We start from the raw sequence: 13,121 nt of genomic DNA, 5'->3' as shown, positions 1-13,121 counted from the left end.
ATATTTGATAAATATCCGTTAAGCTTTTAAAAATCTACTTATTATCCAAATGCTTCTACAGCTGACTTGATTTTCGATTGACTAATTGAATAATGGCTTGCATGCCATACAGCTTTGCCGTCCTTTAACAGGAAAAGCTGCGGGCTTTCGTGCCGGATGCCAAGGCCACTTGCGACTTCACTCGAAAGAGGACGGTTCGTTTGGACAACCAAGTAATATTTGGGGATGTCTGTATCAAACCCTTCAAATGCCCTATACCCTGCCGCACTAATCGAGCATGTCGAGCTATGCTTCAATAAAAAAACAGGTTCATTTTTCGATTGATCGATTATGGAATGCCACTCTGTGATGGACTGGATTTTCTTCATGAGAACTCTCCTTCCAAAGACCTTTCATTTGAATGAAAGACCCGTTTATTCCATTATAATCCACTGAGAAGGTGACTACAATTGATTCAATTGTCCTTTATTCTAATGAAATCGCTTATATGCGCAAATAATAGGATGGCTATCACTATGCAGGAAAGCACTGTTTCCGGCAAGTCCCTTGTTAAGGCATACAAAAATAACGGTGACAAAGCCATTGAGCTTAATCCCGCCAAAGTAAAGCTTTTGAATATCGGATAAAGGACAAGAAATGCCCCAACAAAACAGGCTACAACAAGTGGATTGAACGCCAACATCCCGCCTATGAATGTCGATACGCCTAACCCGCCACGGAATTTATGTACAATTGGATAGTTATGGCCTAACATGACAGCTATCAAAAATAGCAATTGAGGCCATCCTTCCATCCCCATCCATCTGGCAGCAAGGACGACAAGCGCCCCTTTCAGTGCATCCCCGATAAATGTCAGGACGAATGCCTTTTTGCCAAACACCCTCCCCGCATTTCGCGCACCGGGATTTCCACTGCCTTCCGAACGGATATTTTGCTTAAAGAAAAACTTCCCGACTACTGTTGCAGTAAGGAAATTGCCAACTAAATAAGCGCCAATCAGTAAGAAAACAACTTTCATACATATCCCCATTCTTTGCCACTTCTTCAGAGTGTTAGATTAATGCACCATGCCTTCAATTCCAGTACAATGGTGCGAAGAAAGGATGTATTTATTTGAAAGAAAAATCATTGCGCCCTAACATAGCAATTGCATTATGTATTTTATTCATCGGCATCTTTGCCTATATCGCTACAATCATCAGCCGGGATACAATAATAGGATTTGACCAGCCAATCATTGCGATTGTACAAAGTCGGGAAGCGCCTTGGCTGACGCCGATCATGAACGGATTCTCATTTGTCGGCTCCACAAAAGTTGTCATGGTCCTCATTATTGCAGTGACAGCACTTTTATTTTGGGGCTTCCGCGCTCATTCAAGCGCCTATTTCTTTTTCTTTGCAACAGTTGGGACAAGCGCGCTGAATCAAACATTGAAATTCATATTCAAACGGGAACGCCCTGAATTTCACAGACTCGCCGATGCAGTAGGCTATAGCTTTCCAAGTGGGCATACAATGATGGCATTCACTTTGTATGCAATAGCCGTCATTCTTCTTTGGCGCAAGATCCGGGTACCTGCAGGCAAAATTGCACTGTTGGCATTCGCTGTTTTCATGTTCGGAATGATTGCATTAAGCCGAATCTATCTCGGCGTCCATTACCCAAGCGATATTGCGGGTGGCATTGTTGCAAGCGCATTTTGGGTTGTCTTTACAGTTTTCATTTTCGATTTCTACCAACGGCGAAAAAAACAGGGCCTCGTCAATTCATGACGGGGCGCTTTTTAATTCATGAACTTCTTTGCTTCATCTTCCAATAATACGCGAGGTGCGAAACCGCCTACCTCTATGAATTCTATACACTCCCCCACATCCACCTTGAAAATGAAAAAGTCTTTCGTTGTTTATCGTAAATCACTTCTAATAGTTCGGAGGGACAACCTCTTTTTCCTCCTGCTCCTTCACCCATTGTTGCTCGGCCTCCGGATGCAATCTGAAATATATCCTCTGTAGTAAGTCAATCACTTCCCGAATCCGATAATGAGCAATCCATAGAGGAAATGTGTTGCAATGATGCCGATAAATCCGAACAATGCAGCTCCCGATAATCCGCTGGAATACTGCCACTCCCCCCACTCATTCATATGACCGCCCATTTGCGACATCATCACCAATGTGAAAATTCCTTGGATGACACCCAAACCATCACGACGACACCGGCGACTTTAATCGCATAGCCCATTAGACTTTGTTTGATGAATATTTTTTTCACTCTGGCCATCCCTCCCAATTTAAATTTTTCTTTACATACTGTACGATTGAATGAGTCGGATAGTTTCATAGGAGGGATGGTATGTTACCATTTACAGAACGCGCCGTGAAAATCATTAAAGAAATTCCCGCGGGACGCGTCATGACATATGGACAAGTAGCAAGTGCAGCAGGAAATCCGCGTGGCGCAAGGCAAATTTCAAGAATCCTGCATTCGATGAGCGCGAAATATGAGTTGCCATGGCATCGGATCATTAACGCTCAGGGTGGAATCTCGACCCAACTGATGGTGAGGAAAAAGGCGGATTACAACGAGAGTTGCTTGAAGGTGAAGGTGTGGAATTCATGAGGAACGGAAAGGTGGATCTTACTGTCTACCGGTGGTTCCCGGAGGAGGAATTCATATGACCCATGATTCTCTGCTGATGACACGTCTTACCGACAGGACACGGTCAATTGTGAAGGTCCGTTTTTCACGGCGTAAATAGCAAAAAGCCTTGAATGAATTGTCACCAACTGATAAAATTCGAATGCGCCTTTTTGTAAGCGCTCCGTCCGCACTCATATAGATCATATCAGCCAAATCCCGGCGGTCGCATAGTTTGATCAATTCCCGTCTCATTGCTCTCAACTCCAATAAAAACATTTGTTCTTATACTATGCGAATCGGTACTATTTTAGACATTAGAAAGTTGGTAATCACAATGTGGAAAGACTTTAAGGAATTTGCATTCAAAGGGAATGTTCTCGATCTGGCAATCGCAGTCGTCATCGGTGGTGCATTCGGTAAAATCGTGTCGTCCCTCGTTGAAAACATCATCACCCCCCTCCTTGTAGCGCTGACAGGAAAAGTGGATGTGTCAAAACTTCACCTCGTACTCGGAGAAACAGAAATCAAGTACGGACTCTTTTACAAAACATCATTGATTTCCTAATAATCGCCTTCTCAATCTTCCTTTTCGTACGACTTATGATGAAATTCAAACGGAAAGAAGAACCTGTTAAAGAGGAAACACCTGCGATTGATGCAAAAGAGGAATTATTGAAGGAAATCCGTGATTTATTGAAAGAAGAAAAGAAATGAATGAAAAACCGCTTCAGTCCATGTGAGACTGAAGCGGTTTTTTTTGAGTTGGTGCTGCTATTGGAGTTATCGGTCACTTTACGCGGGTTATCGGTCACTCTTGGAGAGTTATCGGTCACTCTACGCAAGTTATCGGTCAAGTTCACAATTTTATCGGTCACTTCATGAGAGTTATCGTCTTTTCAGGACCTTTGACTCACTCGAATTTCCCACTCAATCCGCGCCAGCCCCGCCGCCGCCGCCATCTCCACCACCGCCTCCACCGCTGTATCCTCCACCGTAATCAGAACCACCACTACTTGAAGAACTGCTGCCTTGATTAATAGACATAGGCCCCCAAGTCGAATAGGCGAAATAAAGCGGATCCACCTGCAAGGCAAAAAGCGGCGCCAATGGATAGGAATCCAGTACACTTCCCTTCAACTTCGGAAGCCGTTTCTTGATGGATTCAGCAAATATGCGCGTATCATCCAACGGTCGATATCTTCCGGATGAAGATGATGAGGCGGTTCGGCATTCCACTTTGTTTTCATCTGGAATTTCACAATGCTCATCTTCGTAAAAAGCGCAGTTATAGATTTTGGCAACGCCTTTGGAATGACAGCGAACAGGATCGCTCCGACAATGATTAGTTGAAGGGTTGCATTGGTGACAATCGCGTCTGCCGTTTGAGCACCAACGAAAAACAGGCCGATGAACAACAGGATGGCAGGCCATTTCTTACCCGGGTTTACAATATAAAAATAATACCCGATACCTGCGACAATGACAGGAAATGCAATTCCCCATCCGCCTGCCCCGTCCGCATAGAATCCGAACATCATCAAAATTGTGAGCAGGAAGATGATTGCCGTCTTCAAAATTTTGGAGAGCATCGTCGATAGCGCGCCCGCCTCTATCATGAGGCGAAGGACGTCGTCATGCCATGCTTCATGGTTCACGACAAACTTATTTTGCTTTCGCACTTGAACGCGATCTTTTTTATCTCCTTTAATAGAAGGACCTGCAATGTCATGCAAATGGAACTTCCGATGGCCAGCCCTGCCCTTGAATAACCAGGTGACCAAATACTGTTCATGCGGCAATAAGTTCTTCATTATTTGACTTGATTGTTGTAAATGAAATACAAGGGTCTTCTCAGGCGCGCTGCTCTTGCCGTTGAACCGCATTGCCGAATCGGTCATTTCCACTTTGACGACACCTTTTTCAACAAGTGAGAACAGGCCTGATAAAAAACTCTTCCTGTTGAACTTTCCATTTTGATCGACAAGCGCCAAATACATCGGATCGGTCCGTAAAACGAGATCCGTACTTCCGAATAAAGGAATCACCCGCTGTCTCAGAAGGATAATTAGGCCAATTAACACAATAAATACGATACGTAATCCATCTGCGGCCGTTATTGCTGATGGGATATTGGACCATCTCGATTCCTTTTCGGCAATCGTATCACGCTCCTGCTGGATTGCATCCATTAAAGGAAGCGGCGCGGCATACTTGCTTTGCTCAGTCATAATGGATGAAGGGAAAAATACTCGGGTCCCGTTACTGTGTACGCAGCCGAATTGGGCGTATGAAACGAAATTCCATTGCGATACACCTTATTCACCAAGCCCTCACGGTCGAGAATAAATCCATGGATATTGACATCGCCAACATCGCCCGGCAAAACATAGTCAATGCTTATATTATTGATATCCTCATCGTGATTTGCCCCGCCCTCGAAATAAGTCACGTTTAGGTCACTATATGTATCGTATGATTTCACTGCGTTCAGCATCCGATAGACGTACAGCACTGATATCGTTTCATTCTCAGCCTCAACTGAAGTCGAGTAGGTACTGCCTTTCGATGACGTTTGCGCCTGTGATAGGATTGATTCATCAATTTCACCAACAACAGGGCGTGCATCGTGAATCAAATACGCTTCGAATCCGCGAATCTGGCTAATATGCTCATCTGGAAAGGAACGAGTCAATCTTGAGAACGAACCATCGAATGTATAGGTGAACACCTCATTGACCAACATCTCCCCGTCCGGTTGCACCCATCCTTTAATCTGCACCCGGTCCACCGTGAATGACTTTGCATGCGCGGTTGCAGGCGGGAACAGGATTAGCAACATTACCATAATGAAACCCAATAGATTCTTCATCGTAACCACCTCCCTATTTGTTGTCTTACGACAGATTGAGGTGGTAAGTTTCAATAACACTTAAAATAGGGATATTCAGCATATCCAAGAGCATAAAAATAGTTATTATCTATCAAATCCTTGGACTTATCTATTGAATCAAGCGAGATATCAATTGAATTACGATTCTTATCCATCGAATACATAAATATATCACCAATTCAGGACTTTTCGCTCATGCTCTGTAGCGCGTTTTGACAATAATTCTATGTCTTTCAAGGAAGCAACATAAACTCTTCCCTTCTTCTCTCCTTGTGATGGTATTTCCAATTGTTTTAAAATCCTATTTGCTTTTTGATGACTTTCGAGTTGCAAAAAGTTTCTACACTCTTTGTTAGTGACCTGATTATTCACCAAGATAATATAATCCAACATTCCTTGTAAATGTCCGTGCGAATCAGTATGGCCGCATCGGTTGCATCCCCATCCTTTGTGAATGGATTGCATGCCAAATTGACCGCAGCGTACACAGCGGACGCCTTTTTTTTTTCGGAAGGTGAAATGTTGTAATTGGATGATAAAGGAAAAGGGTTATAATCACGATGGCTTTCCATCAAAGTAGTTGCAATGTTTCTAAGTTGATGATCATCGAGAGTTGGGGGTTGTTCTACGATGTTTCGAAGGAATACAGGTATTTCAAGGGGGAATAAAATCGTTAAGTTGGTACGGTTGTTTTCAATACGTTGCTGTGGTCTAGGAAAAACCACTGCCGTATAAATCGATATCGACATACTTCGAGCATGTAACCAATCTTCCAGCAAAATTTGATTGCGACTAAGCTGAATGGATGGACATTCAAACGAATCAATTTGTCCATTGTCTAAGGTACGAACAATTTGATTTTGATCGGTTGGAAAACTAATTCGCCCCGCAATGTTTTTCATCTCAAAAATAATCAGCCCTTGCTTACAAAGAAATAGTGTGTCTATTTGAAACTGCCCAGTTGACCTTAAATTTAAATCGTGAAATATAAAGTGTTTGAACGGGAACTCGTACTTCTGAAAAACATCCGCTAATATCCTTTCTCCATTTTCACCTGCCCGGGTTGCTCTAATAGCATTTTCAATACTTGAATAGCGGGAATGATGATTGGGTAATCGTTGCAGCAGCCTTTCTAAACCCATAAGTTTAAATGAATTTGATTTCTTTTTAATTATCAATATATACCACCTCCACCAATTACTTTAGCATGTTGGAAATGCTTTTTCCATAAGGGTTCCACCCCAGTGAAACTTTCTCACAGATATTCAAGTATATCTATCGAATAGCTGGGTTTATCTATTGAATACTTCCACATATCAATTGAATCATAGGCTTTATCTATTGAATAACTCAATATATCACCAAATCGGGACCTCCTCCCCCTCACACTAAACTATGGCAAAGCCGTGTCGCCCGTTGCCTCCCCCGCACACTAATGCTACAATGGTCTATAGGATTAGCTTAAAAGGAGTGAAGTCTTCATGTGGTTCCTATACATCATGTATACATTGTTTGCATTTGTCATCCTTGGAACGTCATTTGGTCTTATCAGCACTTTCAACAATCACAAGTGATTGTTGAGGTGCTTTTTTCTTACAAAAAAAGCACCCCACCATGGAGTGCTTTTCTTTAAGCGGTCACATCACGCTTTACAAAGCTTGTATAGCTAACCACCAAAAACACAACGATATAAACCGCCAATACCGCAAGTGAAAATGGCATCGTCATATCCTCAACCAACATCATCCCAGTTTCAAACTGCGTCAAATCCATATGCGTGAACAGCAAGTATTTAGCGATTTCATATTTCGATAGCAACGCGGATATTGTAGTCCCTGTGAAATAGATGAATAGAGAAAGTCCGATTGCCAGAGAGCTTGATCGGAAAACACTACCGACTGCAAATGCGAATGTCGCTGTAACAAATACGCTACCGAATGACAACACTAACATGTACAAGCTTTTCCCCATACTTCTGAAAGTCCTTGATCCGTCCCCGATTTAAACAAGATTAACGCCAACAGGACATATACTATATAACCAATCACCATTAGAAAAATGCCGAACAAATTCACTGTTATAAATTTCGACGTCAGGATTTTCCACCGTTTCACGGGTCTTGTTAGTAGCATCTTGATAGTCCCTTGTGAAAACTCGGATGCGACAATGCCCGCCGCCACGATGACTGTCAACAATAACACGGTCCCGCCAAGTGAAGACGGATCCCCAATCATGCTTTCCCTCGTAAAATTTCCGCCCATATTTTGGGTGCTAATGTATTTCATCAATGCCGTCATACCTGCAGTCAGCACAACCATTATCGCAACCAATACCCACGTACTTTTTTTATTCCACAGTTTCATCCATTCATTTTGCATAAGTTTCAGCAATCTGGCCACCTCCTGTCATTTCCAAGAACTCATCTTCCAACGTTTTCTTATGCGGCTGCACCGCGAACACTTCCAGTCCTTCGGCAATGAATGACCGCATTATTCCCGGAATTTGCTGTTGTTCCACATTCACAATCAACCCATTATTAAAATCATCCACCGTCAAACCTTCATCTAAAAGCAGTTGCTTCGCCTTCTCCACAGGAGTTGCTTCTATATAATAGAACGATTCCCGCGTCTCCGACATTTCACGGATGTCGACCAACTTCCCGTTTTGAATAACAGCGATCCGATCGCACATCAACTCGATTTCTGACAGCATATGGCTTGAAACAAAAACGGCAACCCCTTCCGTTTCCGCGATTTGGCGCAAATACGTACGGAACTCCCTGATGCCCGCCGGATCGAGACCGTTCGTCGGTTCATCCAATATCAAGAACTTCGGCCGATGTAATAGCGCCTGAGCTAAACCAAGCCGCTGACGCATCCCAAGTGAATACGTCCCTACTTTTTCATGAATCCTATTTTGCATCCCGACTTGTCGGATGACCTCATCAATTCTCTCCTTCGTCACGTTTTTATGCATGCGCGCGAAGTGTACTAAATTCTTATACCCGGACATGAACTTATACATTTCCGGATTTTCAACGATGACACCGACCTTCGAAAGGCCTTCCTCGAAATTATCTCGCAACGATACTCCATCAATGACGACATCGCCACCCGTCTGTTTCATCAGACCGACCATCATTCGGATTGTCGTTGTTTTCCCTGCACCATTCGGACCAAGAAAACCTGTAATTGTCCCCGGATACAGCGACAAATTCAGATTGTCGATGATTTTCTTGCTTCCTATCGTTTTAGATAAGTTCTTTAATTCCACTACTGGTTTCATTTTGAAATCCCCTCCCTATTCCCATCTTTGAACAGCGATACCATCCAGCTTGTTGCATCCACCCCATAGAAATCACGGATTTCATCAACAGCTTCATGTGCGATGATAACTCCGCCCCTCATGACTATGATATCATCCAAAAGCGGCTCGACTTCCCGGATTTCATGCGTTGACATTATAACCGTCTGCCATTCCGGATCTGTAAAACGGATTAGTCCTTTTGCAATATCGTCCCGCACCATAGGGTCAAGTCCGGAAAACGGTTCATCTAACAGATAAACATCCGCTTCACGTGCAAGCGTCACCGCAATTTTCACCCGCCCTCGATTCCCTTTGGACAAGCTTTTTATTTTCGAATTAAGCGACACATTCAGGAATTGCACAATCTCCTTCGCTTTGAGCACATCAAAATCCTTGAATTGCGATTCGTAGAAGTCAATCAGCTGCTGAACTGTGAAGTACGTATAGAAATCATCCGTATCGGACATATACGCGATTCTGGAAGCAACCCTTCGTGTAATCGGCTTCCCGTCAAACGACGCGCTCCCGCTATTCGGTGTCGATAAACCCGCCATCATCTTCAATAATGTCGATTTCCCACTCCCGTTTTCACCGACAAGTCCAATCACTTTCCCCTTCGGAATCGATAATGTCACATCCTGTAGCGCCCTTTTACTGCCATATTTCTTCACGATATGTTTTAACTCAATCATTTTCGCCACCCCGTTCCTGCAGACACTTTACAATCTCCTCAGTCGTAAATCCGAATGCTGCCACGCTTTGAAGGAAAGCCGTCACGAGTTGCTCCTTCATTTCATTGCGAAGTGCTGTAATCTTTTCCTGATTCTCCGTCACGAACGATCCCTGCCCCCTTCTTGTCTCAGTGATCTCCATCTGCTCCAACTCCTTGTAAACGCGCTGCATCGTATTCGCATTCACGCCGACTTCAACCGCGTATTCACGGACGGACGGTAACTTTTCTCCCGTTGCAAGCGTTCCGCGCATAATATCCCCCAAAATCCGGTCGATGAGCTGCTGGTAAATCGGCTTATCCGGTAAAAAATCAATGCTCATCGTTAGTACCTCACTTTCTTCTCAAGCAAAATTGCTCCGCCTGCAAATAATACGAATGAAACGAGGATGTATACGAGTGAACCTATGTCAGGTCCAATTTCTCCCCATATTACCTCTATGATTCCCCATACCATTGATACCAAGGTGAAAAATATAATCACAACAATTACCGCCAACCAGCCAATCTTCAATGACAAAAGCCTGTAGATCACCCATATCGGCAAACTTGCTGAAATCGCAAAAGTGGCAGTAAGGAATACTTTTAGCAAGTTCGGCCATCCAGGGATGACCCCTTCAAATCCGCCGATGAAATAGGCGACAACCCCTATGCCGCTCCAAATCAGGTTAGACACACCGACTAATAGTAAGGCCATCAGCATCTTGGAGGCCAAAAGCTGTGTTATTGAAGCTGGAGAATGTAGCCATATATCAGGCTGCTTCATATCCGTATGAAGACTATGGATGAAAAGCAGCGCCCCAAAATACATTTGCAAATACGAGAACATATTAGTAATTTCTACAAGATCAAATATGCCTCCGACCGCAAGGGGTGCGAAACTTGATACGGCAATCACGACAAAGACCACGATAAAAGCAATGAACGTATATCTCATCAGCATCCATTCTTTGCGTAATAAACCATTCCAACCCGTCATAGCCTCACCCTCTTTTCAAATAAGGTGATAGCGAGGTAAAGTAGACCGACTGTAAAGAAAATAGCGAAGGCAATTTCACCGAAGTACAAAACGGTATTACTAAAGGCAAAGTTTTCATATTGGATATGAATATTAGAACTTTTGATACTTAACAAATCAAAGCGCCCTATCTTTATGAACCGTTCATAAAAAACGGAGTTCATGACCTCGCCATAAATTCGCGCTGAAATGATAAATAAGACTATAGTGATGATAATCGAAAACCCTTTAAGAAAAGGTTTTAGCAGTTGATCGATGACGATAAAGAAAAAGCCATAAACCATAAACTGGATAGACGCTAAAAAAACGGCGCTTATTAACAGGACGCCTACGAACAGCAACTCACTGAACATCACCTCCGGATGTGATGTGAATAGATAGCGGATTGCAACGACCACTACTGGGACGAGTAAATAGGCAAATCCCATTACCGCTGCCATGAACAGCTTCACCCCAATTAGTTTGGACGTGGACGCTGTCGAATGAAGCCATAGATCCGGCCTTTTCATTTCTTTGTTAAACATCGTTGCGAATGCAATGACCGGGACAAAAACACAGGCACCCGCCGCCACGAAACTAATGATCATCGTAATTTCAAATACGGGAACTTCCCCCGCTGTTAATACCTTTGCAAATGTCGGGAAAACGAACAATCCCGTGAGCATCAGAAGGACCAAAACGATTATCTGTACCCTCCACTGCACCCATTCCTTCTGCAATAAACCATTCCATTGCTTCACCATCTACCCCTCCTGTATCGGTGTATTAGTTACATAGTACACTAACTTATGCAGCATTGCAAAGGAATTTGACTATTTCGTGAAGATTAATTTAAAAGTCCTATTTCTTCCAACCGGAAAAAGTTATCGATCATTTCCCAGGTTTTATCGATTATTTCCCGGAACTTATCGATCAATTGATATGGTTTATCGATTATTTCCCAATTTATATCGATCATTTCCCGAGATATATTGTCATTTAGGGACTATTCACCCATTCAATAAAAGAGCTTTTTTAGTTGCTCAAAAACATTTGGCACGACAAAAAAGGGTGCCAAGATGACATTCTCCGCGGGACTTATCGCGAAGCCAATTATCCATAAGCAACCCTTATACATATCGTTTCATTTCCCGTCATAGCTTCTCTTGATAAACTCATCTACACTGAAGTTAACAAGAGCAAAGGAGAGATTCATATGACTCAATTTCTCATTGGCATCGACCATATCCAAATCGCAGCACCACCGAATTCCGAAGAACAAGCACGCAAATTTTACGGTGAGCTACTTGGAATGAAAGAAATCCCGAAACCAGAAAACTTGCAAGCACGCGGTGGATGCTGGTTCCAATGCGGTACACAAGAAGTCCATATCGGTGTCGAAGCAGATTTCACACCAGCAAAAAAAGCGCATCCCGGATTCACCGTACATGCGCTTGAACAATTGAAATCCCGTCTAATTGCGGCAGACTTCCCCATCACTGAAGAACCACCGATCGCAGGCCGGGCCCGCTTCTTCACACAAGATCCATTTGGCAATCGGATTGAGTTTTTGGAGTTTGACTAAGACACAATAATATCCTTCTCCTGCTGGTCAAGTCGCTTCAATTCTTCCATAGCTTCATCACGTTTCCTTCGCAGTTGGTCCTGCACACGGCGGACGTCTTGAAGCACGCCATTCAACTTGCCCTTCGCGTCTGTTATCCGCGAATGCACCGCCCAGTCGGAGAAAATATTATCGAAGAAGATATCCGTAAATGTGAAAAAGTCATTATGATTCACTTTGAAAGATTCAGAAGCGACATTTTGTACATCCATTAATTCAGTTTCGTAATGCCGAAGGGCGCGTTGAGCACGGTGTACGAGATCATCGGAGCTGTTCATTTCCGAATACTTCATAGCTGAAACGATCAGGCCACCGCCTAAAAACGTATCCCACATCGACAACCCTTCAGCATTTCCAAGCTTATCAAGCGCAGCGTCAAGTGTCCGCATCGCCTTGTCGCCCGCTTCGTATGCCTCGTCGATTTCCCTTATCAATGACCTGACACGTACTCGATCATCTGCGATTCTTTGCAAAGTACCGTTTGCCACCGAATCGTTTTGCCTTATCCATGCCTCTTTCTCTTTTAAGAAGTCCGACCAATCCTCGTCGATATAAAGAAAATCCTCCCGTTTCATCTGTTCACGGAGTCGGCTCACTTCCGCTTCCAAATCCGTAACTGTCTTTTCCGCCTCATTGTATTTCAGTTCGGCCTCCACGACTTCATTGATTTCCTTTTCCATCTGCATATCCCATTTGCCTGTCCACTCTTTTAGTTTATTCGCAAACGAGAATTTCCCAAGCTTCACGACATCCTGTTGCTCCTTTGATAGTTGCCTGTGCAACCGATCACGCAACTGAACCGCTTCCTTATATTGCGCCTCCGCCCCATCAAGACGTCTTTTCACCCGGTTCCGTTCATTCCGCAGCATCGTCAGTTCCATTTGCCGTTCTTGAATATCCGCCCTCATCACACTCACTCCTTTCCTTATATAC

The 13,121-nt window shown here is 43.6% G+C and carries 20 protein-coding genes and 1 pseudogene; 5 read left to right on the top strand and 16 right to left on the bottom strand.

Annotated features, from left to right (window positions below; genetic code table 11):
* Positions 1-41: 41 nt before the first annotated feature.
* Together ytxJ and QNH10_RS03765 are read right to left on the bottom strand one after the other, a co-directional pair.
* On the bottom strand, positions 42-368 hold the full coding sequence (ytxJ, locus tag QNH10_RS03770) for a bacillithiol system redox-active protein YtxJ (RefSeq protein WP_283733568.1): 327 nt from the start codon (positions 366-368) through the stop codon (positions 42-44).
* Positions 369-454: 86 nt separating this feature from the next.
* Entirely contained in the window at positions 455-1,018 is a 564-nt protein-coding gene (locus tag QNH10_RS03765; RefSeq protein WP_283733567.1) for a glycerol-3-phosphate acyltransferase, read from the bottom strand.
* Positions 1,019-1,113: 95 nt separating this feature from the next.
* On the opposite strand from QNH10_RS03765, the gene QNH10_RS03760 reads away from it, so the two are divergent.
* Entirely contained in the window at positions 1,114-1,773 is a 660-nt protein-coding gene (locus QNH10_RS03760) for a phosphatase PAP2 family protein (RefSeq protein ID WP_283733566.1), read from the top strand.
* A 248-nt stretch (positions 1,774-2,021) separates the two neighbouring features.
* Here QNH10_RS03760 and QNH10_RS03755 read toward each other — a convergent pair whose 3' ends face one another.
* Positions 2,022-2,174 carry a hypothetical protein gene (locus tag QNH10_RS03755; RefSeq protein ID WP_283733565.1) on the bottom strand — a complete coding sequence of 51 codons (153 nt, stop codon included), beginning with the start codon at positions 2,172-2,174 and terminating at the stop codon, positions 2,022-2,024.
* A gap of 179 nt (positions 2,175-2,353) precedes the next feature.
* Between QNH10_RS03755 and QNH10_RS03750 the strand changes: the two genes are divergently transcribed.
* The gene (locus tag QNH10_RS03750; protein ID WP_430541093.1) at positions 2,354-2,620 is read left to right on the top strand and encodes an MGMT family protein; all 267 of its coding nucleotides are present in this window, start codon (positions 2,354-2,356) and stop codon (positions 2,618-2,620) included.
* 51 nt (positions 2,621-2,671) lie between these two features.
* Here the strand turns inward: QNH10_RS03750 and QNH10_RS03745 are convergent, their stop codons facing one another.
* Positions 2,672-2,893 (bottom strand): transcriptional regulator, encoded by a 222-nt coding sequence (locus QNH10_RS03745; protein ID WP_283733564.1) that lies wholly within the window; start codon positions 2,891-2,893, stop codon positions 2,672-2,674.
* An 82-nt stretch (positions 2,894-2,975) separates the two neighbouring features.
* Here QNH10_RS03745 and mscL point away from each other — a divergent pair.
* Together mscL and QNH10_RS03735 are read left to right on the top strand one after the other, a co-directional pair.
* Positions 2,976-3,355 (top strand): annotated as a pseudogene (mscL, locus tag QNH10_RS03740) (large conductance mechanosensitive channel protein MscL).
* Positions 3,356-3,523 carry a hypothetical protein gene (locus QNH10_RS03735; protein ID WP_283733563.1) on the top strand — a complete coding sequence of 56 codons (168 nt, stop codon included), beginning with the start codon at positions 3,356-3,358 and terminating at the stop codon, positions 3,521-3,523. It abuts the pseudogene before it with no gap.
* A gap of 45 nt (positions 3,524-3,568) precedes the next feature.
* Here QNH10_RS03735 and QNH10_RS03730 read toward each other — a convergent pair whose 3' ends face one another.
* The 11 genes from QNH10_RS03730 to QNH10_RS03685 all read right to left on the bottom strand — a co-directional run bounded on the left by QNH10_RS03730 (position 3,569) and on the right by QNH10_RS03685 (position 11,328).
* Positions 3,569-3,748, bottom strand: coding sequence for a hypothetical protein (locus tag QNH10_RS03730; protein WP_283733562.1), 180 nt, complete (start codon positions 3,746-3,748; stop codon positions 3,569-3,571).
* A 26-nt stretch (positions 3,749-3,774) separates the two neighbouring features.
* The gene (locus tag QNH10_RS03725; RefSeq protein WP_283733561.1) at positions 3,775-4,830 is read right to left on the bottom strand and encodes a DUF2207 domain-containing protein; all 1,056 of its coding nucleotides are present in this window, start codon (positions 4,828-4,830) and stop codon (positions 3,775-3,777) included.
* 35 nt (positions 4,831-4,865) lie between these two features.
* On the bottom strand, positions 4,866-5,510 hold the full coding sequence (locus QNH10_RS03720; protein ID WP_283733560.1) for a DUF2207 domain-containing protein: 645 nt from the start codon (positions 5,508-5,510) through the stop codon (positions 4,866-4,868).
* 389 nt (positions 5,511-5,899) lie between these two features.
* Positions 5,900-6,709 (bottom strand): nuclease-related domain-containing protein, encoded by an 810-nt coding sequence (locus QNH10_RS03715; RefSeq protein ID WP_283733559.1) that lies wholly within the window; start codon positions 6,707-6,709, stop codon positions 5,900-5,902.
* 451 nt (positions 6,710-7,160) lie between these two features.
* On the bottom strand, positions 7,161-7,502 hold the full coding sequence (locus QNH10_RS20425) for a DUF2705 family protein (protein WP_347177980.1): 342 nt from the start codon (positions 7,500-7,502) through the stop codon (positions 7,161-7,163).
* The gene (locus QNH10_RS20420; protein ID WP_347177979.1) at positions 7,478-7,921 is read right to left on the bottom strand and encodes an ABC transporter permease; all 444 of its coding nucleotides are present in this window, start codon (positions 7,919-7,921) and stop codon (positions 7,478-7,480) included. Before QNH10_RS20420 ends, QNH10_RS20425 begins: the two co-directional genes overlap by 25 nt.
* Positions 7,899-8,816, bottom strand: coding sequence for an ABC transporter ATP-binding protein (locus QNH10_RS03705; RefSeq protein ID WP_283733558.1), 918 nt, complete (start codon positions 8,814-8,816; stop codon positions 7,899-7,901). The genes QNH10_RS20420 and QNH10_RS03705 overlap by 23 nt, the downstream gene beginning before the upstream one ends.
* Complete coding sequence (locus QNH10_RS03700) at positions 8,813-9,529, bottom strand: ABC transporter ATP-binding protein (RefSeq protein ID WP_283733557.1); 717 nt, start codon at positions 9,527-9,529, stop codon at positions 8,813-8,815. Before QNH10_RS03700 ends, QNH10_RS03705 begins: the two co-directional genes overlap by 4 nt.
* The gene (locus tag QNH10_RS03695) at positions 9,522-9,890 is read right to left on the bottom strand and encodes a GntR family transcriptional regulator (RefSeq protein ID WP_283733556.1); all 369 of its coding nucleotides are present in this window, start codon (positions 9,888-9,890) and stop codon (positions 9,522-9,524) included. The genes QNH10_RS03700 and QNH10_RS03695 overlap by 8 nt, the downstream gene beginning before the upstream one ends.
* Positions 9,891-9,892: 2 nt before the next feature.
* Entirely contained in the window at positions 9,893-10,546 is a 654-nt protein-coding gene (locus QNH10_RS03690; RefSeq protein WP_283733555.1) for a hypothetical protein, read from the bottom strand.
* Positions 10,543-11,328 (bottom strand): hypothetical protein, encoded by a 786-nt coding sequence (locus QNH10_RS03685; protein ID WP_283733554.1) that lies wholly within the window; start codon positions 11,326-11,328, stop codon positions 10,543-10,545. The genes QNH10_RS03690 and QNH10_RS03685 overlap by 4 nt, the downstream gene beginning before the upstream one ends.
* A 452-nt stretch (positions 11,329-11,780) precedes the next feature.
* On the opposite strand from QNH10_RS03685, the gene QNH10_RS03680 reads away from it, so the two are divergent.
* Positions 11,781-12,149 carry a VOC family protein gene (locus tag QNH10_RS03680; RefSeq protein ID WP_283733553.1) on the top strand — a complete coding sequence of 123 codons (369 nt, stop codon included), beginning with the start codon at positions 11,781-11,783 and terminating at the stop codon, positions 12,147-12,149.
* Here QNH10_RS03680 and QNH10_RS03675 read toward each other — a convergent pair.
* The gene (locus tag QNH10_RS03675) at positions 12,146-13,096 is read right to left on the bottom strand and encodes a hypothetical protein (protein ID WP_283733552.1); all 951 of its coding nucleotides are present in this window, start codon (positions 13,094-13,096) and stop codon (positions 12,146-12,148) included. The two genes, QNH10_RS03680 and QNH10_RS03675, sit on opposite strands and share 4 nt — an antisense overlap.
* Positions 13,097-13,121: the final 25 nt, after the last annotated feature.

This window comes from Sporosarcina thermotolerans, from assembly GCF_030067815.1.
Classification (GTDB): domain Bacteria; phylum Bacillota; class Bacilli; order Bacillales_A; family Planococcaceae; genus Sporosarcina; species Sporosarcina thermotolerans.
Note: the sequence above shows the minus strand (reverse complement) of the source record. Positions and strands in the feature narration are given on the sequence as shown.

What these genes read in the sequence shown, in the direction of transcription:
- QNH10_RS03725 (WP_283733561.1), bottom strand. Translation starts at nt 4,830, where the DNA reads ATGGATGCAATCCAGCAGGAGCGTGATACGATTGCCGAAAAGGAATCG.
- QNH10_RS03720 (WP_283733560.1), bottom strand. Translation starts at nt 5,510, where the DNA reads ATGAAGAATCTATTGGGTTTCATTATGGTAATGTTGCTAATCCTGTTC.
- ytxJ (WP_283733568.1), bottom strand. Translation starts at nt 368, where the DNA reads ATGAAGAAAATCCAGTCCATCACAGAGTGGCATTCCATAATCGATCAA.
- QNH10_RS03675 (WP_283733552.1), bottom strand. Translation starts at nt 13,096, where the DNA reads ATGAGGGCGGATATTCAAGAACGGCAAATGGAACTGACGATGCTGCGG.
- QNH10_RS03735 (WP_283733563.1), top strand. Translation starts at nt 3,356, where the DNA reads ATGAAAAACCGCTTCAGTCCATGTGAGACTGAAGCGGTTTTTTTTGAG.
- QNH10_RS20425 (WP_347177980.1), bottom strand. Translation starts at nt 7,502, where the DNA reads ATGGGGAAAAGCTTGTACATGTTAGTGTTGTCATTCGGTAGCGTATTT.
- QNH10_RS03700 (WP_283733557.1), bottom strand. Translation starts at nt 9,529, where the DNA reads ATGATTGAGTTAAAACATATCGTGAAGAAATATGGCAGTAAAAGGGCG.
- QNH10_RS03705 (WP_283733558.1), bottom strand. Translation starts at nt 8,816, where the DNA reads ATGAAACCAGTAGTGGAATTAAAGAACTTATCTAAAACGATAGGAAGC.
- QNH10_RS03680 (WP_283733553.1), top strand. Translation starts at nt 11,781, where the DNA reads ATGACTCAATTTCTCATTGGCATCGACCATATCCAAATCGCAGCACCA.
- QNH10_RS03685 (WP_283733554.1), bottom strand. Translation starts at nt 11,328, where the DNA reads ATGGTGAAGCAATGGAATGGTTTATTGCAGAAGGAATGGGTGCAGTGG.
- QNH10_RS03750 (WP_430541093.1), top strand. Translation starts at nt 2,354, where the DNA reads ATGTTACCATTTACAGAACGCGCCGTGAAAATCATTAAAGAAATTCCC.
- QNH10_RS03745 (WP_283733564.1), bottom strand. Translation starts at nt 2,893, where the DNA reads ATGAGACGGGAATTGATCAAACTATGCGACCGCCGGGATTTGGCTGAT.
- QNH10_RS03690 (WP_283733555.1), bottom strand. Translation starts at nt 10,546, where the DNA reads ATGACGGGTTGGAATGGTTTATTACGCAAAGAATGGATGCTGATGAGA.
- QNH10_RS03765 (WP_283733567.1), bottom strand. Translation starts at nt 1,018, where the DNA reads ATGAAAGTTGTTTTCTTACTGATTGGCGCTTATTTAGTTGGCAATTTC.
- QNH10_RS03695 (WP_283733556.1), bottom strand. Translation starts at nt 9,890, where the DNA reads ATGAGCATTGATTTTTTACCGGATAAGCCGATTTACCAGCAGCTCATC.